12 protein-coding genes are annotated in these 17,492 nt (G+C 59.5%); 11 read left to right on the top strand and 1 reads right to left on the bottom strand.

Annotated features, from left to right (window positions below; all coding sequences use genetic code 11):
• Positions 1 to 248: 248 nt before the first annotated feature.
• Positions 249 to 2,723: a UvrD-helicase domain-containing protein gene (locus tag F2P67_RS09115; protein WP_166219598.1), complete on the top strand. Its 2,475-nt coding sequence runs from the start codon at positions 249 to 251 to the stop codon at positions 2,721 to 2,723.
• Between the two features lie 59 nt (positions 2,724 to 2,782).
• Here the strand turns inward: F2P67_RS09115 and F2P67_RS09110 are convergent, their stop codons facing one another.
• Positions 2,783 to 3,055, bottom strand: coding sequence for a DUF1652 domain-containing protein (locus F2P67_RS09110; protein WP_166219596.1), 273 nt, complete (start codon positions 3,053 to 3,055; stop codon positions 2,783 to 2,785).
• A gap of 263 nt (positions 3,056 to 3,318) precedes the next feature.
• Here F2P67_RS09110 and F2P67_RS09105 point away from each other — a divergent pair, with 263 nt between their 5' ends.
• The 10 genes from F2P67_RS09105 (at position 3,319) to eprS (ending at position 17,406) form a co-directional block, all read left to right on the top strand.
• The gene (locus F2P67_RS09105) at positions 3,319 to 4,134 is read left to right on the top strand and encodes a helix-turn-helix domain-containing protein (protein WP_166219594.1); all 816 of its coding nucleotides are present in this window, start codon (positions 3,319 to 3,321) and stop codon (positions 4,132 to 4,134) included.
• Positions 4,135 to 4,186: 52 nt separating this feature from the next.
• The gene (locus F2P67_RS09100; RefSeq protein ID WP_166219592.1) at positions 4,187 to 5,593 is read left to right on the top strand and encodes an NAD(P)/FAD-dependent oxidoreductase; all 1,407 of its coding nucleotides are present in this window, start codon (positions 4,187 to 4,189) and stop codon (positions 5,591 to 5,593) included.
• Positions 5,594 to 5,623: 30 nt separating this feature from the next.
• A complete protein-coding gene (locus tag F2P67_RS09095; RefSeq protein WP_034154173.1) occupies positions 5,624 to 5,968 on the top strand; it encodes a cupin domain-containing protein in 345 nt (114 codons plus the stop codon).
• Between the two features lie 59 nt (positions 5,969 to 6,027).
• The gene (locus F2P67_RS09090) at positions 6,028 to 7,113 is read left to right on the top strand and encodes a polyamine ABC transporter substrate-binding protein (protein ID WP_166219589.1); all 1,086 of its coding nucleotides are present in this window, start codon (positions 6,028 to 6,030) and stop codon (positions 7,111 to 7,113) included.
• A 471-nt stretch (positions 7,114 to 7,584) separates the two neighbouring features.
• Entirely contained in the window at positions 7,585 to 9,048 is a 1,464-nt protein-coding gene (locus F2P67_RS09085) for a serralysin family metalloprotease (protein ID WP_166219587.1), read from the top strand.
• A 92-nt stretch (positions 9,049 to 9,140) separates the two neighbouring features.
• Positions 9,141 to 9,563, top strand: a complete 423-nt coding sequence (locus tag F2P67_RS09080) for an AprI/Inh family metalloprotease inhibitor (protein ID WP_166219692.1) — start codon at positions 9,141 to 9,143, stop codon at positions 9,561 to 9,563.
• 174 nt (positions 9,564 to 9,737) lie between these two features.
• Positions 9,738 to 11,516: a type I secretion system permease/ATPase gene (locus F2P67_RS09075; protein ID WP_166219585.1), complete on the top strand. Its 1,779-nt coding sequence runs from the start codon at positions 9,738 to 9,740 to the stop codon at positions 11,514 to 11,516.
• Entirely contained in the window at positions 11,513 to 12,862 is a 1,350-nt protein-coding gene (locus F2P67_RS09070) for an HlyD family type I secretion periplasmic adaptor subunit (RefSeq protein ID WP_166219583.1), read from the top strand. The genes F2P67_RS09075 and F2P67_RS09070 overlap by 4 nt, the downstream gene beginning before the upstream one ends.
• 2 nt (positions 12,863 to 12,864) lie before the next feature.
• Positions 12,865 to 14,235, top strand: a complete 1,371-nt coding sequence (locus F2P67_RS09065) for a TolC family outer membrane protein (protein WP_166219580.1) — start codon at positions 12,865 to 12,867, stop codon at positions 14,233 to 14,235.
• A gap of 219 nt (positions 14,236 to 14,454) precedes the next feature.
• A complete protein-coding gene (eprS, locus tag F2P67_RS09060) occupies positions 14,455 to 17,406 on the top strand; it encodes an autotransporter serine peptidase EprS (protein ID WP_166219578.1) in 2,952 nt (983 codons plus the stop codon).
• Positions 17,407 to 17,492: the final 86 nt, after the last annotated feature.

Here is a 17,492-nt window from a genome sequence, read left to right as displayed (position 1 = left end):
CGCAACGCCAGAGCCACGAAGCGAGACCGTTGGTTGATGACGAGCATCATCTATCAGTCAACAATCAAGAAAAAGCGTAAAAAGTGCTGCATTCTCATCGAATCCATTGATGTGAAAAGTGCTCGAAACGGTCTCATCTCACCTTCAATTCATCGCCTAAACCAATGACCTGTAAGCATTTCGCTAGAACTCCAGCGCAAATGCAGACACCATAGCCGCAACAGCCTCACACCCTGGAGTCCGTCAGCGTGGCGCAACACACCCCCGATCTTCCTCCCGAACTTCGCCCCCTGGCCGAGATGCCGTGGTTCAAGCGCCTGGCCGCGCGTTTTTTTGGCCATGGCCTGACCCGTCTGCGCGCACAGCACCGTGCGTCTTGGTTGCACGGGCAGGCTGACGGCTTTCGCAGCGGGCACACCGCTGGCGTTGAATATGGCTTCAAGGAAGGCAAGCTCGAAGGGCTGGAAGAAGGTCGGCAAGTGCTGTTGATCCGCGACAGCCGCAGTACCGAACACCGTCCACCCAGCGTGGATAATCATTTGTTTGACGACTGGCGGCTGCCGCTGACAGCCGACTTGAAGAAGCGCATGAAGGCCGATGTCGCTCGCTTGCTGCCGGCCCATGCGCAGCCAAGCACCGCACAGTGGAAGATGATTTTTAGCGAGACGCCGTCAACTTCCGTGGTCGCCGGGGCCGGTGCGGGCAAGTCCACCACGCTCGTGTTGCGTATTCTGCTGCTGACTCACTACCTGGGCTTCGAACTGAACTCGATGACGGTCGTGACGTTCACCCGCGAATCGCGCAAGGACTTCATCAATAAGCTGATCCAACTGTTCGGCCTCTGGGGGCAGAACCTGGAGCAGAAAACCGCACGGGACCTGGTGCGCACCTTCCATTCGCGCATTTTGCCGATGGTGCGCAGTCTGCCGGGCTTCGAACGCTTGCAGGCGTTCGAAAACCTGAGCCTGCGCCCGCAAGGCGTCGATGAGGAAGTGGACAGCAATCCGTTTGACCTGCGCATCAACGACGCTCAACGCCAGCAACTCAATGCCTGTTACCACCGGTTGTTCAACGACAATCCACGTTTTCGTGAACTGATCCAGCCGTTGTCCCGTCATGGCCTGCAGCTCAAGGAGCTGGAGCGCGATCATCCGGACGTGCAAAAACGCATGGCCGTGACGGAACTGGCGGCCAAGCGCGATGAAGAACTGTGCGATGTGATCGAGGATCTGTGGTACCGCGCCGGTGCCTGGCCAATCAAAGGCATCGAGTCCAATCGCCAGACGTTTGAAATAAACGGCTCGAGATTCCATTGCCACGGTTACATTCCCAGCCTCGATGCCTGGGTCGTTCTGGGGTTCGATTCAAGGGAGAACCCGCAGGTCTGCCGGCCAAACGCCAAGCTGACGGTGCGTGCAGAATGGGCAGTAAAGCGCACCCTGTTTCAAGCTTTCTGTCGTAAGCCATTGATATGGCTGGATAGTTATGAGGCTTCAAAGCGAATGCTTGCGACATTGGCGGGCGATGCGACTGCCGGCCCGGGCTTCGATTACAAGGTTAAAGGTGAGCTGGCTTCCGCACCTTTGCTCGATTGTTTCGTGGCAGCGGCAGGCTTCATCGAAAATCTCGGGCTGGATGTGCCGGACGCTGTCGGGCGCATGAGTTTTGCCAAGGACGACCCGGATCGGTTGTTCTTTGAGGCGCTGAGCCTGTTTTGGCGCGCCTTCGAGGATCATCTGCTCGATCAGAAACCACCGATCATGAGCTACAACCGCATGTTTGCGCTGTTCAGCGAACATTCACCGGAAAACCTGAAATTGCTCAGCGATGAACTGCTGAGGCCGCTTTCGCACCTGATGATCGATGAGTTTCAGGACGTATCGCCGCAGATCGTCTCGTGGATTCGCGCCAGCCTGGCCGAGATTCGCAGCCGTGGGCCGGCCATGCATATCGGTCGTGGAGCGCAGCGTTCTTCGCTGTTGTGCGTTGGCGATGACTGGCAATCGATCTACGGTTGGCGCGGCAGTTCGCCGAGCTACTTCATGGAGTTCAACAAGGAATTTCCGTCACCGAGCACCACGCGGGTGATGCTCAGCGACAATTACCGCAGCCACCAGCACATCATCGACGCCGCTGAACACATCGTTCGCGCGGCTCCGGCAATCCCGGGCAAGAAGGCCAAGGCCAGCGGTGAATCCAGACCACTGCAGCCGGTAAATGTGCTGGAGCGCGATGATCAGGCGCTCGGTCAGCGTCTGGCGGAGCACTACCGACAAGGCCATTCAATCTTGATGCTTTATCGAAAAAGCAGCGATAAGTTGTTGATTGAGCAGCATATTCAGCCTGTAGTTAATGTTGATTCGAGCTTGCCGTATGCCAGTCGCAGGCTGAAGCAATTGACCTATCACAGTGCCAAAGGCCTGCAGGCTGACGCGGTGTTCCTGTTGGGCGATTGCCAGCACCTGACCAGCTCACCCTACAAAAATCAGGTTTATCGCATGGCCGGATTGGGCAGGTCCGGTGACAGTGAGCCTTACGACAGTGCCCAGAAGGACGAAATCCTGCGCCTGGCCTACGTCGGCATCACCCGGGCCGTCAGCCATTGCTACTGGTACGTCGAGCCGCAGGAGGCGCAAGCGGTGAACATGCCGCGTGCGTCCGAGCGAATTCCGGCCGGTAAACCTTTCTTTGCCGATCACCGCCCGGCCAAGCAAAAAGCCTGAATCCCGTGCCCACAAAAAAAGCCCGCTTAAAGCGGGCTTTTTACTTTTAAATCATGTGGTTATGCATAGCTCTTGAGAGACTCTGGAGGTACAAAAGCTTCCAGTTCATCCTCGACCGCTTCGATTATTCGTTCGACATCTGCGGCATTCATCACCGTCGCGCAGGGAATGCCGGCGATGGCGATCATGGTTTCTCCGCTGGCGCGATCAAACAGGCGGGCGATCATGCTGCCCGGTGCGTCCATCGTGGCCTCGAAACCCATGGGATGAAAATGCCAGCGCATCAGCTGGCAGGCATTGGGGAACGTGACTTTGCTTGAACCTTTATTCATGTGTTGCCCGCCTTCTTCATCGAGCGCTTCCTTTTGCTCACGTTAGGTGGGAAGAGCCTTCATTGGCTCAACCAGTGACTGACATTAAAAGTAGCATCCTGATGTGAATTTCCTGTGAGATTTTTCAGTTCTTTTTGCGATGGATTCGCATTTTTTGATGTAAGTCACGCGCGGCGCAATCATCGCCAAAGGGCCATCACGGATTAGCCGTTGCCGCTCGGGCCGAAGTTGGGCAAGCTCGGTTCTTTTTCACCGAGTCATTTATGCACGCCGACGACGACGGCCCGCAACAGACCGAGGCCACGGCCGCCACGGTCATGCGTTATCACCTGAGCTGGAAACACCGCGACCTGGACCGCGTCATGGCGCTGTATCACCCGGACATTCAGTACAACGATTTCTTCCAGAACCGCGTGCTCGGCCTCGACGAGTTGCGCGAATACGTGCGCGTTAGCATGCCGCGAGAATCCGACGAAGCGCTGGAGCACTGCGATCGCATCCGCGTCGACGGCAACACCGCGTTCATCCAGTACGAAGTGACGCTGCGCGGCGGTGACGGTCTGGTGTCGTTCCGCTCCAGCGAGGCGATCACCGTCAAGGACGGGCTGATCTGGCGAGTCAACGAGTACGCCTCTCTGGTTCGCGCGCAAAGTGGCGACAACCAGAAAGCCAGTCAGCGCCCGGCGGTCAGCCGACTCGGGCTGTCGCCCCGTCAGTTGAGCTTCATGGCCGAAGACCTGCAGCAATACTTCGAGCGCCAGCAACCGTATCTCGATCCGGAGCTTGATCTGCAGCGAGTGGCCAAGGAGTGCGGTTACAGCCGCAATCAAATTTCCTATTTGCTGAACCAGGTGCTGGGGCAAAGCTTCTATCGTTACGTCAATCAGGCGCGTCTGCAGCATTTGCTCAAGTCACTGGATGACGCCACGCCGCCGCTGCGCATCGATGAATTGGCCTTTGCTGCCGGATTCAATTCGCTGTCGGCGTTTTACAGCTGTTTCCGCCAGCACACCGGCCAGTCGCCCAAGGCTTACGCCAAACAAATTTCTTTGCGTGCACGCGCGCAAGACATCCCCTGAAGTCGCGCACTAGGATCGACGCCATCGAAGGTTTTCAGTGGCGGAGTCTTGCATGCCGGCGTGGCGCACTATCAGTTTGTGGATGGATCAACTCGATGAGCCGCTGACCGCGCGCGCCGCGTTGGAACAGGATCTGGATGTCGATGTGGCAATCATCGGCGCCGGCTATACCGGGCTCTGGACCGCGTATTACCTGAAAAAACTCGCACCCGGGCTCGACATCGCCATCATCGAGGCACAAACCGCCGGGTTCGGCGCGTCGGGGCGCAATGGCGGCTGGCTGATGGGCAATTTGCTTGGCGAAGACCGCTTGCTCGCCGGTTTGTCGCCGGAGCAGCGCCGCGCGTCCTTTGACCTGCTGCACAGCATTCCCGATGAAGTGGAAGTGGTGCTCGAACGTGAAGGTATCGACTGCGATTACCGCAAGGGCGGTGTGCTGTATTGCGCCGCCCGTTACCCGGAGCAAGAAGCCAGCCTGCGTGAATACCTCGCCAAACTGCACGCTCAGGGCCTGACCGACGACGATTATCGCTGGCTCAGCCCCGAGCAACTGGCACAACAGATTCGTGTGGCGAAACCTTACGGCGGCATTTATGCGCCGCACGTCGCGACCATTCACCCGGCCAAGCTGGTGCGCGGCCTGGCCCGTACAGTGCAGGGCATGGGGGTGAAGATTTACGAAAACAGCCCGGTGACCCATTGGCAGTCGGGCAGCCTGCGCACCGCCCGGGCCAGCGTGCGCAGCCGCTGGATCGTGCCGGCGGTTGAAGGCTATTCGGTGACATTGCCACCGCTGGGGCGTTATCAATTGCCGGTGCAAAGCCTGATCGTTGCCACCGAACCGTTATCGGCGGCAACGTGGGATGAAATCGGCCTCAATCGCGGACAGGCCTTCAGCGAGTTCAGTCGCCAGGTCACCTATGGCCAGCGCAGCGCCGACAACCGTTTGATCTTCGGCGCCCGTGGCGGCTATCAGTTCGCCGGCAAGCTGCGCCACAACTTCGACCTGACCCGCGATGAAGTCGAGCTGCGCCGTTATTTGTTCGGCGAATTGTTCCCCCAACTGAAGAACGTCCAGATCACCCACGCCTGGGGCGGCAACCTCGGCATGTCCCGGCATTTCAAGCCGCACATGCTGTGCGACCGCGCCAACGGCATCGCGCTGTCCGGCGGTTATGGCGGGGAGGGTGTCGGCGCGAGCAACCTCGGCGGCCGCACGCTGGCCGATCTGATTCTTGAGCGAGACACCGAGCTGGTCAAACAACCCTGGGTGTTGCCCGACGGCGGCATTCACGCGTTGCGTGCCTGGGAGCCGGAGCCGTGCCGCTGGCTCGGTTACAACGCGATCATCAAAAGCTTTGTCCATGAAGACCAGACCCTGGCCAATCCGGCCACGGCGCCCTGGCGGCGCAAGCTCGCCAGCCAGGTGGCCGGCTTCATGGAAGGTTTCATGCACTAAACGCCGTTTACTGAAAAGACAGGTCCGACCATGAGCATTACGCAATTCAAGAACACCGCGACATTGCAACTCGATGAATCCAATCCGGTCGCCGTGCCGCTCGGTGAACCCGTGGCCATCGCCTCGACCACCAGCGTCGAGCGCGACGACGGCGTCGAAACCGGCGTTTGGGAGTGCACCCCCGGTCGCTGGCGCCGGCAAATCACCGCGCAGGAGTTTTGCCATTTCATTTCCGGGCGCTGCACGTTCACCCCGGACGGCGGTGGCGAAACCCTGCACATACAAGGTGGCGACGCACTGATGTTGCCGGCCAACACGCTCGGTGTCTGGGATATCCAGGAAACCGTGCGCAAGAGTTACGTGCTGATTTTCTGATTGTTTGATCCCTTTGATTGCCTGCCAACAAAAAAGAAAACCCACACAGGAATCGATCCATGATCCGCAAGACCCTCGCTCTGGCACCGCTGATGCTTGCCGTTTCCCTTGCTCAGGCAGCGGAAACGGTCAAGGTTTACAACTGGTCCGACTACATTGCGCCGGACACCACCAAAAACTTTGAAAAAGACACCGGCATCGGCGTCACCTACGACGTCTACGACAGCAACGAAACCCTCGATGGCAAGTTGATGACCGGCAAATCCGGCTACGACGTGGTGTTTCCCTCCAACCACTTCATGGCCCGGCAAATCCAGGGCGGGGCGCTGAAGAAGCTCGACAAGAGCCAGTTGCCGAACTGGAAAAACCTCAATCCAGTCTTGCTCAAGGCTTTGCAGACCAACGATCCGGGCAATGAACACGGCTTCCCTTACCTGTGGGGCAGCACCGGCATCGGTTACAACATCGCCAAGGTCAAAGCGGTGTTGGGCGACAACGCGCCAGTGGATTCCTGGGACTTGATCTTCAAGCCCGAGAACATGCAAAAGCTGCAGAAGTGCGGCGTGGCAATCCTCGATAACGGCCCGGAACTGTTGCCGGCGGCGCTCAACTACCTGGGGTTGCCGCACCACAGTAAAAATCCCGAGGACTACAAGAAGGCCGAAGCACTGCTGATGAAAGTACGGCCGTACGTCAGCTACTTCCATTCTTCGAAGTACACCAGCGACCTGGCCAACGGTGACATCTGCGTGGCCGTCGGCTTTTCCGGCGACATCCTGCAAGCCGAAAACCGCGCCAAAGAAGCGAAGAACGGCGTCGATATCGGTTACGCGATTCCCAAGGAAGGCGCGGCGATCTGGTTCGACATGGTCGCCATGCCGGCCGACGCTCCGGACGAGAAGGCCGGGTACGCGTTCATGAACTACCTGCTGCGCCCGGACGTGATGGCCGGCATCAGTAACTACGTGCACTACGCCAACGGCAACGAACAGGCCGACAGCCTGATCGACCCGGCGATCAAGAACGACACCAAGGTTTATCCGAGCCCGGAGATGATGGGCAAGCTGTTCGCACTGGAAGCGATGCCGTTGAACATCGACCGCATCCGCACGCGGGTGTGGAACAAGATTCGCACGGGTAGCTAATACCCAGGATTAGACATAGAACCCTGTGGGAGCGGGCTTGCTCGCGAAGGCGTCTGTTCAGTCAACATAGAGGTTGACTGATACTCCGCTTTCGCGAGCAAGCCCGCTCCCGCATGGGTTATTCAGTGAGTTTGAGAAGTTGATATCAATACACTGGCACCGCACTAATAAAGTGCAGAAAAGTGCGACGCATCTAACAAAAAACAACTTACCGATATTTAATATTTAAATAGAAAATCGTCAGACAATTAGACGAATGCTGTTTGCGCAAAACAATCTTTCGACCCCGCGCGCTTTGTTTACGGCAGTTTCACCAAACAGTTCAATTTGATCTCAAAAAAATGCTTTACGTCAGATTTCAAATTGTGTCAGGTTTCTTACGCCTTCATTGGGCGAGTGATAGGACAATCTCGCCAGGGGTTGTCGCTATCGGACAAAAACTGTTCCATTGCTAAACAAGGAAGTGTGTTTATGTCGAAAGTTAAAGCTAATGCTATTGATACCGCCGAACAGGCTTTTCTGCTGTCGGCAGCGCAACCTCTGGCCGCAACCAGCTCTGCCTGGAACCAGATCAATAGCTTCAGCCACCAGTATGATCGTGGCGGCAACCTCACGGTTAATGGCAAACCCTCTTACTCCGTCGATCAAGCCGCAACCCAGTTGCTGCGCGACGGCGCTGCCTACCAGGACAAGGACGGCAGCGGCAAGATCGAACTCACTTACACGTTCCTGACGTCGGCATCGTCCAGCACGATGAACAAGCACGGAATCAGTGGGTTCAGTCAGTTCAGTGCGCAACAACAAGCCCAGGCCAAGCTCGCCATGCAATCCTGGGCAGACGTGGCCAACGTGACCTTTACCGAAAAAGCCTCCGGCGGTGACGGTCACATGACGTTCGGCAACTACAGCGGCGGCCAGGACGGTGCAGCCGCATTTGCCTATCTGCCAGGCACTGGCGCCGGTTACGACGGCACCTCGTGGTACCTGATCAACAGTGGCTACACGCAGAACAAGACGCCGGATCTGAACAACTACGGTCGTCAGACCCTGACTCACGAAATCGGCCATACCCTGGGCCTTGCTCACCCTGGAGACTACAACGCCGGCAATGGCAACCCGACCTACAATGACGCGACCTACGGGCAAGACACCCGCGGTTACAGCGTCATGAGTTACTGGAGCGAGAGCAACACCAACCAGAATTTCAGCAAGGGCGGCGTGGAAGCGTATTCCTCCGGCCCGCTGATGGATGACATTGCCGCAATCCAGAAGCTCTACGGTGCCAACACCACCACCCGCACGGGTGACACCACCTATGGCTTCAACTCCAACACTGGCCGCGATTTCCTCAGCGCATCGTCGTCGAGTGACAAAGTGGTGTTCTCGGTGTGGGATGCGGGCGGCAAGGACACCCTGGACTTCTCCGGTTTCACCCAGAACCAGAAGATCAACCTCAATGACGCCTCGTTCTCCGACGTTGGCGGCCTGGTGGGCAACGTGTCCATCGCCAAGGGCGCGATCATCGAGAACGCCATCGGCGGTTCGGGCAACGACCTGTTGATCGGCAACAGCGTGGCCAACGAACTGAAGGGCGGTGCCGGTAACGACATCCTCTACGGGGCTGGCGGTGCCGACAAACTGTGGGGCGGCGCCGGTTCGGACACGTTTGTGTTCGCAGCCAGTTCCGACTCCAAGCCGGGTGCGATCGATCAGATCCTCGATTTCGTCAGCGGTCTGGACAAAATCGATCTGACCGGTATCACCAACGGCGCCGGCCTGCACTTCGTCAGCAGCTTCACTGGTGCAGCCGGCGATGCGATTCTGACTTCGTCGGGCGGCAACAGCTTGCTCTCGGTGGACTTCTCCGGGCACGGCGTGGCGGACTTCCAGGTCAGCACCGTTGGCCAGGCAGCTACCAGCGACATCGTGGCGTGATGTGAAACAGGAAAGCGGCGCGCATGCGCCGCTTTCTTCGCTTGCTTCGTCTCGCTACGTGCGCAAGGCTACACGCCGGAGTGAAATTTCCTATGATTCGAAACCCTTTTTCCCGCATGGCAGTCGTCTGTCTCACGCCGATGCTGATGATGATTTCTGGAGAAACAACCATGGCAAGCAGCCTCAGACTCGAAGATCCATCGGTATTCGCCGGGCGCTGGCAGGCGACGCTGACCGCCGCCCATGACGCACCCGAAGCGCAGGCGCTGCAAGACAAACCCTCTAACACCTGCGTAATCGACCTTGAGCCAAACCAGACGTTGGGCCAGGGCGCCGATTGCCTGAGCGCCTGGCTGCAAGAAAACGCCATCGGCTGGTTCCCGGATCCGGACGGTCTGTCCATCACCGGCAAGGAAGGCTCAAGAGTCAAGTTCTTCGGCCGACAAAACGACGGACTTTATTCAAGCACTTTGACGTCAGGTCTGATCGTGACACTCAAGCGTATCGAGCAATAACGCTGCTGGTAATCAACGAAGCGATATAAACAAGTGCCCGACAGTTATAAGTCTTCGAAGAAGTTGTTGTGAAAGTGTAAGCGGGTACTTGCAAGTCATCTCTCGCAGGTAAGCGAAATAACAATTGAGCGCTCGTCCCTATCAGGACGGGTTCAATCATTTCAGGAAGAATCAATGAAGATGGCGAAGGCTCCAGCCACGGCGCCCTTATTCAAGGCTTTGGGTGACTATAAAAGCATTCTGATCAGCGTCGGATGTTTTACCGCACTGATAAACGTGCTGATGCTGGTGCCGTCGATTTATATGTTGCAAGTCTACGACCGGGTACTGTCATCGCAGAACGAAACCACATTGGCGATGCTGTCGCTGATGGTCGTTGGCTTCTTTGCCTTCATCGGCTTGCTGGAAGTGGTACGCAGCTTCATCGTCATCCGCATCGGCAGCCAACTGGAGCGGCGTTTCAACCTGCGGGTGTATCAGGCGGCGTTCGAGCGCAACCTGTTCAAGGGCGAAGGCAACGCCGGGCAATCCCTCGGCGACCTGACCCACATTCGCCAATTCGTCACCGGGCCTGCGCTGTTCGCGTTTTTCGATGCGCCGTGGTTCCCGGTGTATCTGTTCGTGATCTACCTGTTCAACGTCTGGCTCGGCGTGCTCGCTACCGCAGGTGCGTTGTTGTTGATTGCGCTGGCCTGCCTCAACGAATACATGACCAAAAAGCCGTTGGGTGAAGCCGCCGGTTTTTCGCAAAAATCCAGTCAGTTGGCCACCAGTCATCTGCACAACGCCGAAACCATTCAGGCGATGGGCATGCTCGGCTCGCTGCGCAAGCGCTGGTTCCAGGTGCATTCGCGTTTTCTCGGTCTGCAGAATCAGGCCAGCGACACCGGCGCGGTCATCAGTTCCCTGAGTAAAACCCTGCGCCTGTGCCTGCAATCGCTGGTGCTGGGCCTCGGTGCGCTACTGGTGATCAAGGGCGACATGACGGCAGGGATGATGATCGCCGGTTCAATCCTGATGGGCCGCGTGTTGAGCCCGATCGACCAATTGATTGCCGTGTGGAAACAGTGGAGCGGGGCGAAACTCGCTTACCGTCGTCTCGACGCGCTGCTGCAAGCCTTCCCGCCGAGCGATGACGCCATGGCGCTGCCGGCGCCGAAAGGCCAGATAACTTTTGAACAGGTCAGCGCCGGCCCTCCGGGGCAACGCGCGGCGACCTTGCACATGGTCAATTTCAGCCTGGGTGCCGGTGAAGTGCTGGGCGTGCTCGGGGCTTCCGGTTCCGGCAAGTCGACCCTGGCTCGGGTGCTGGTTGGCGTGTGGCCGACTCTTGGTGGAACCGTGCGTCTGGATGGCGCCGACATTCACCGCTGGAATCGCGATCAGCTCGGCCCGTACATCGGCTATCTGCCGCAAGACATCGAGCTGTTCAGCGGCAGCATCGCCGAGAACATCGCCCGCTTCAGCGAGGCCGATCCGCAGAAAGTCGTGGCCGCCGCGCAACAGGCCGGCGTGCACGAAATGATCCTGCGCCTGCCGCAAGGTTACGACACGCAACTGGGCGAGGACGGCAGCGGTTTGTCCGGCGGTCAGAAGCAACGCGTGGCACTGGCGCGCGCCATGTACGGCACGCCGAGTCTGGTGGTGCTGGATGAGCCGAACTCCAACCTCGACACCGTCGGCGAAGCGGCACTGGCCAGCGCTATCGCGCAACTCAAGGCGCAAGGCACCACCGTGGTACTGGTGACGCACCGTTCTTCGGTACTGGCCCAGGCCGATAAATTGCTGGTGCTCAACGACGGTCGTCTGCAAGCCTTCGGCGCCAGTCAGGACGTACTCAAGGCGCTGTCCGGCGCCGCCAATGAGCAGCAACGCGAGAAACCTGCACAAGCACCGGGCGGGCTCAGCATGAGCCGGCAGTACCAGCCCTCGACAAGGAATTCGGGTGTATGAGCAGCGCAAGCATGAACACTGAAAACGAAGCCAGCATGGAACACGCCTACGTCACTGAACGCCCGGAGCGCGACGCGAAATTCTTCGCCCGCATGGGCTGGATTCTGGCGATTGTCGGCGCCGGCAGTTTCTTCACCTGGGCGGCGTTGGCGCCACTCGATCAGGGCATTCCGGTGCAGGGTACCGTGGTGGTCTCGGGCAAACGCAAGGCTGTGCAGTCAATGAGCAGCGGCGTGGTCAGCCGGATTCTGGTGCGCGAAGGCGAGATCGTGAAGCAGGGGCAGCCACTGTTCCGACTCGATCAAACGCAAGTTGCCGCCGATGTGCAGTCGCTGCAAGCGCAGTACCGCATGGCGTGGGCGAGCCTGGCGCGCTGGCAGGCCGAGCGTGACAATCTCAAGCAAGTGACCTTTCCCGCCGAGTTGAGCAATGACCCGGATCCGCGTCTGGCGCTGGTGCTGGAAGGTCAGCGGCAGTTGTTCAGCAGCCGCCGCGAAGCGTATTACCGCGAGCAGGCCGGGTTGCGCGCTAGCATCGAAGGCGCCACCGCGCAACTGGCCGGCATGCGCCGTGCGCGGACCGACCTCAATGCCCAGGCGGACTCGCTGCAGCAACAGTTGAGCAACCTGCAACCGTTGGCCGACAACGGCTACATCCCGCGCAACCGCTTGATGGAGTATCAGCGGCAACTCTCGCAAGTGCAGCAGCAGCTGGCGGAAAACACCGGTGAAAGCGGTCGAGTGGAGCAGGGCATTCTTGAGTCGCGCCTGAAGCTGCAACAGCACGGCGAGGAATATCAGAAGGAAGTCCGCACGCAACTGGCCGACGCGCAGCTGAAAAGCGTCACCCTGTCCGAGCAACTGACCTCCGCCGGTTTCGACCTGCAACACAGCGAGATTATGGCCACCGCCGATGGCGTGGCGGTCAACCTCGGCGTGCACACCGAAGGCGCCGTGGTGCGCCAGGGCGAAACGCTGCTGGAGATCGTTCCGCAAGGCACCACGCTGGAAGTCGAAGGGCACCTGCCGATCAACCTGATCGACAAGGTCGGCCCGCACCTGCCGGTGGACATCCTGTTTACCGCGTTCAACCAGAGCAAGACCCCGCGTGTGCCCGGTGAAGTCAGCCTGATTTCCGCCGACCAGATGGTCGATGAAAAAACCGGCGTGCCGTACTACGTGTTGCGCAGCAGCGTCAGCGATCAGGCCATGGAGAAACTCAACGGTCTGGTGATCAAGCCCGGCATGCCGGCAGAAATGTTCGTGCGCACCGGCGAACGTTCACTCCTCAACTATCTGTTCAAACCGCTGCTCGACCGCGCCGGCTCTGCGCTGACCGAAGAATAAGGATGTTCGGCTGTATGAATAAGCTTTCCATGCTCGGAGCGGGATTGATCCTGCTCGCGAGTCACTCAGCAGTGGCGGCGATGGGGCCGTTCGAGATTTACGAACAAGCGTTGCGCAACGATCCGGTGTTCCTCGGCGCGATCAAGGAACGTGATGCCGGCCTGGAAAACCGAGCGATTGGCCGCGCCGGGCTGTTGCCCAGAGTCGGTTACACCTACAACAAGGGCCGCAACTCATCGAAAGCCACCTCACTCGACGAGCGCGCACGCAACCGCACCGATGACCGCAATTACAGCAGTTACGGCTCGGCGCTGACGGTGCAACAACCGTTGCTCGACTACGAGGCCTACGCCGCCTACCGCAAAGGCGTGGCGCAATCGCTGTTTGCCGATGAGAACTTTCGTGGCAAAAGCCAGGAACTGTTGGTGCGGGTGCTCGACAACTACACCAAAGCCTTGTTTGCCCAGGATCAGATCGACATCGCCCAAGCGAAGAAGAAGGCTTACGAGCAACAGTTCCAGCAGAACGAGCACATGTTCAAACAGGGCGAGGGCACGCGCACCGACATCCTCGAAGCCGAATCACGCTATGAACTGGCGACCGCCGAAGAAATCGAGGCGCGCAACGAGCAGGATGCCGCGCTGCGTGAGTTGGGCGCACTGGTCGGCGCGCCGGCCGTCGATATCGGCGATCTGGCACCGCTGGATCAGAACTTCCAGACGTTTGCTCTGATGCCGGCCAACTACGACACCTGGCATGAAATGGCGATCAGCAATAACCCCAACCTGGCCTCGCAGCGCCAGGCGGTGGAGGTGGCGCGTTACGAAGTGGAGCGCAATCGCGCCGGGCATCTGCCGAAAATCAACGCTTACGCCTCGATGCGCCAGAACGAATCGGAAAGCGGCAACACCTACAACCAGCGTTACGAAACCAACACCATTGGCTTTGAAGTCAGCGTGCCGTTGTATGCCGGTGGCGGCGTATCGGCCTCTACGCGCCAGGCCAGCCGCACCATGGAACAGGCCGAGTACGAACTTGACGGCAAGACCCGCGAAACCCTGATCGAACTGCGTCGCCAGTTCAGTGCCTGCCTGTCCGGGGTCAGCAAATTGCGCGCCTATCAGAAGGCCTTGAGCTCGGCCGAAGCGCTGGTGGTTTCCACCAGACAAAGCATTCTCGGCGGCGAGCGCACCAACCTCGATGCGTTAAATGCCGAGCAACAACTATTTACCACCCGCCGCGATCTGGCACAGGCACGCTACGACTACCTGATGGCGTGGACCAAATTGCATTACTACGCCGGGACATTGAACGAACAGGATCTGGCGCGGGTGGATGAGGCGTTTGTGGTGGCTCAACAGCCCTCACCCTAACCCTCTCCCGGGGGGAGAGGGGACTGATTGAGGGATGTTTTATAGGTTCACCGACCTGAACGTGCTGCACCGAATCCATAATCGATCGGGTATTTCAGGTCGATGTAAAACGCAAGACACCGCGGTCGGCTCCCTCTCCCTCTGGGAGAGGGCTGGGGTGAGGGCTCTTGGCAACACTGCAGAAGAGTCTGCATAGAACAATAAAAGTGAGTGGTGAACATGGACGTACGCATCAAGCCGATTTCGGTCGGCACGCTGTTGCTCGCAGTTTCTGTCGCACAGGCCCAGGCCCAAACCCTGGAAACCGGCAAACCCGGTGATCCCGCCAGTTGGCGCAGCGCCGAATTTCAGCGCGACTGGGGGCTTGCGCGGATGCAGGCCGATGAGGCCTACGCCGCCGGCATCACCGGCAAAGGGGTGAAAATCGGCGCGCTCGATTCCGGATTCGATGCGGCCCATGCCGAGTTCGCCACGGATCGCTATCACCCGGTACTCGCCAGCGGCAGCTACGTCGACGGTTCGCTGTTCAGCGTCGACGGCACCCTCAACCCGAACAACGACTCCCACGGCACGCACGTCGTCGGCACCATGGGCGCCTCCCGCGATGGCACCGGCATGCACGGCGTGGCGTATAACGCGCAGATCTACGTCGGCAACACCAACAAGAACGACGGTTTCCTGTTCGGGCCGAACCCGGATCCGCGCTACTTCAAAGCGGTATACGACGCGTTGGCCGATGCCGGTGTGCGGGCGATCAACAACAGTTGGGGCAGTCAGCCGCCAGATGTCAGTTACCGCACACTGACCGATCTGCACGCCGCTTACGCCCAGCACTGGAATAAGGGCACCTGGCTCGACGCCGCTGCCGACGTGTCGCGGCGCGGTGTGATCAACGTGTTCAGCGCCGGCAACAGTGGTTACCCGAATGCCAGCGTGCGCTCGGCGCTGCCGTATTTTCAGCCGGATCTTGAAGGTCACTGGCTGGCGGTGTCGGGCCTCGATCAAAGCAATCAGCAGAAGTACAACCAGTGCGGACTCGCCAAATACTGGTGCATCACCACGCCGGGAGCGAAGATCGACAGCACCATTCCCGGCGGCGGTTATGCGATCAAGTCTGGCACTTCGATGTCGGCGCCGCACGCGACCGGCGCGTTGGCGCTGGTGATGGAACGTTATCCGTACATGAGCAATCAGCAGGCGCTCGAAACCCTGCTGACCACCGCCACGCAACTGGATGGTTCGGTGACCGATGCGCCCAACGAGCGGGTCGGCTGGGGCGTCGCCAACCTGAATCGGGCGATGCGCGGGCCGGGGCAATTGCTCGGGGCGTTTGACGCGAATCTGGCGGCCGGGCAGAGCGATGTCTGGAGCAATGACATCTCCGACAAGGCGCTGCTGCAGCGCCAGAACGAAGACCTCGCTGAACACACGGCGTGGCAGCAGACCTTGCAGGACAAAGGCTGGCAGAACGGCGTGCCAGCGGGCGCCAGTCAACAGGATCAGACGGATTACGCCATCGGTATGGCGCGTGATGCGGCAGCGGCGACGCGGGTTTATCAGGGCAGCCTGATCAAGTCTGGCGCCGGGCGCCTGTACCTTACCGGTGACAACACGTTTCGCGGCCCGACCACCGTCAATGGCGGTCTGCTGAGCGTCAATGGTTTGCTGGCGTCAGCGGTGACCGTGAACGACAACGGCACCCTAGGCGGTTCCGGTCACATCGCCGCATTGACCGTCAACAGCGGCGGTCGCGTCGCACCGGGCAATTCGATCGGTACGCTGAATGTGGCGGGCGACGTCACCTTCGCGCCGGGGTCGACCTACGCCGTGGAGTTGTCGCCGACTGGCAGTGACCAAATCGTCGCCGGCGGCACCGCCACGGTCAGCGGTGCCACCGTCAGCCTGTCGCTGGAAAACAGCCCGACGTTGCTGAGCACGACCGAAGCACAGAGTCTGCTTGGCCGCCAGTACAACATCCTGCAAGCCACTGGGGGCATTCAGGGCGAGTTTGGCGCCGTGGTGCCGAATTACCTGTTTATCGGTGGCAGTCTCGCTTACGCCGGCAATGGCATTCAGCTCGATATCGAACGTAACGCGACGTCCTTCGCCAGCGTCGGCCAGACGCCGAATCAGCGTTCGGTGGCCGCTGCCGTCGAGAGCCTCGGTGCGGGTAATGCGGTGTACGAAAGCCTGCTGTTGTCGGCCGATGCCGCCTCGGCACAACAAGCCTTTCAGCAACTCAGCGGGGAAATCTACCCGGCTCTAGGTTCGATGCTGATCAACGACAGCCGCCAGGTGCGCGATGCCGTGGGCGAGCGCCTGCAAGATGCTTCGGCGGCGAAGAACAACGGCTGGATCAAGGCTCTCGGCGCTTGGGGCTCGACTGATTCAAGCCACGACACGGCGGGTTACAGCACCTCGATTGGCGGTCTGCTCGCAGGTATCGATGGCGCGCTGGATGAGCAGACCCGCATCGGTCTGGTCACCGGTTACAGCGACAGTTCATTGAGCATGGGCTCGGGCACGCACTCGTCGGCCAAGGTTGACAGCTACCACCTCGGCGCTTACGCCGGGCACGAGATAGGTGCCTGGCGTCTGAGCACTGGCGCGGCGTACAGCTGGCACCGCGCCGATGTGAAGCGCGATCTGCAATACGCCAACGTCAGTGGCAAACAGAAAGCCAAGGTCGATGCGGCGACCACTCAAGTGTTCGGCGAAGCGGCTTATCGACTGCACCTGCAACCGCTTGTGCTAGAGCCGTTCGCCAATCTGACCTACGTGCATCTGGACACTGAAGGCTTCACCGAGAAGGGCAACGCGGCGGCACTGAAAAGCGCCGGCGATCAGCGCGATGCCGTGCTGAGCACGCTCGGTGTGCGGGCGCTCAAGACGTTCAACCTGTCGCCACAGCAGACCCTCGACGTCAGCGGCCACCTCGGCTGGCTGCACAGCTTGAGCGATATCGACTCCGAGAAGCACCTGCGCTTTGCCAGCGGTGGCACGCCTTACAGCGTTGAGAGTTCAGCGCTGGTGCGCGATGCCGCGCTGGTCGGCGTGCAGGCCAGTCTGGCCCTGAGCAAAGACGTGCGGGTGAACCTTGATTACAACGGACAACTGGCCAGCCGCGAGAAGAGCCACGGCGTCGGGCTGAGCCTGAACTGGCAGTTCTGAACCACGGATTCACGGCTGCTCACATACCTGTGATTGATCGTTCCCACGCTCTGCGTGGGAACGCAGCCCGTGACGCTCCGCGTCAC

It is taken from the genome of Pseudomonas atagonensis (assembly GCF_011369485.1).
GTDB classification, from domain to species: domain Bacteria; phylum Pseudomonadota; class Gammaproteobacteria; order Pseudomonadales; family Pseudomonadaceae; genus Aquipseudomonas; species Aquipseudomonas atagonensis.
This window is presented reverse-complemented; position numbering and strand designations above follow the sequence as displayed.

Bases quoted from the DNA above. Each gene is read 5' to 3' on its own strand.
- F2P67_RS09075 (WP_166219585.1), top strand. From the start codon at position 9,738: ATGAAGATGGCGAAGGCTCCAGCCACGGCGCCCTTATTCAAGGCTTTG.
- F2P67_RS09100 (WP_166219592.1), top strand. From the start codon at position 4,187: ATGCCGGCGTGGCGCACTATCAGTTTGTGGATGGATCAACTCGATGAG.
- F2P67_RS09105 (WP_166219594.1), top strand. From the start codon at position 3,319: ATGCACGCCGACGACGACGGCCCGCAACAGACCGAGGCCACGGCCGCC.
- eprS (WP_166219578.1), top strand. From the start codon at position 14,455: ATGGACGTACGCATCAAGCCGATTTCGGTCGGCACGCTGTTGCTCGCA.
- F2P67_RS09095 (WP_034154173.1), top strand. From the start codon at position 5,624: ATGAGCATTACGCAATTCAAGAACACCGCGACATTGCAACTCGATGAA.
- F2P67_RS09110 (WP_166219596.1), bottom strand. From the start codon at position 3,055: ATGAATAAAGGTTCAAGCAAAGTCACGTTCCCCAATGCCTGCCAGCTG.
- F2P67_RS09080 (WP_166219692.1), top strand. From the start codon at position 9,141: ATGATTCGAAACCCTTTTTCCCGCATGGCAGTCGTCTGTCTCACGCCG.
- F2P67_RS09085 (WP_166219587.1), top strand. From the start codon at position 7,585: ATGTCGAAAGTTAAAGCTAATGCTATTGATACCGCCGAACAGGCTTTT.
- F2P67_RS09090 (WP_166219589.1), top strand. From the start codon at position 6,028: ATGATCCGCAAGACCCTCGCTCTGGCACCGCTGATGCTTGCCGTTTCC.
- F2P67_RS09065 (WP_166219580.1), top strand. From the start codon at position 12,865: ATGTTCGGCTGTATGAATAAGCTTTCCATGCTCGGAGCGGGATTGATC.
- F2P67_RS09070 (WP_166219583.1), top strand. From the start codon at position 11,513: ATGAGCAGCGCAAGCATGAACACTGAAAACGAAGCCAGCATGGAACAC.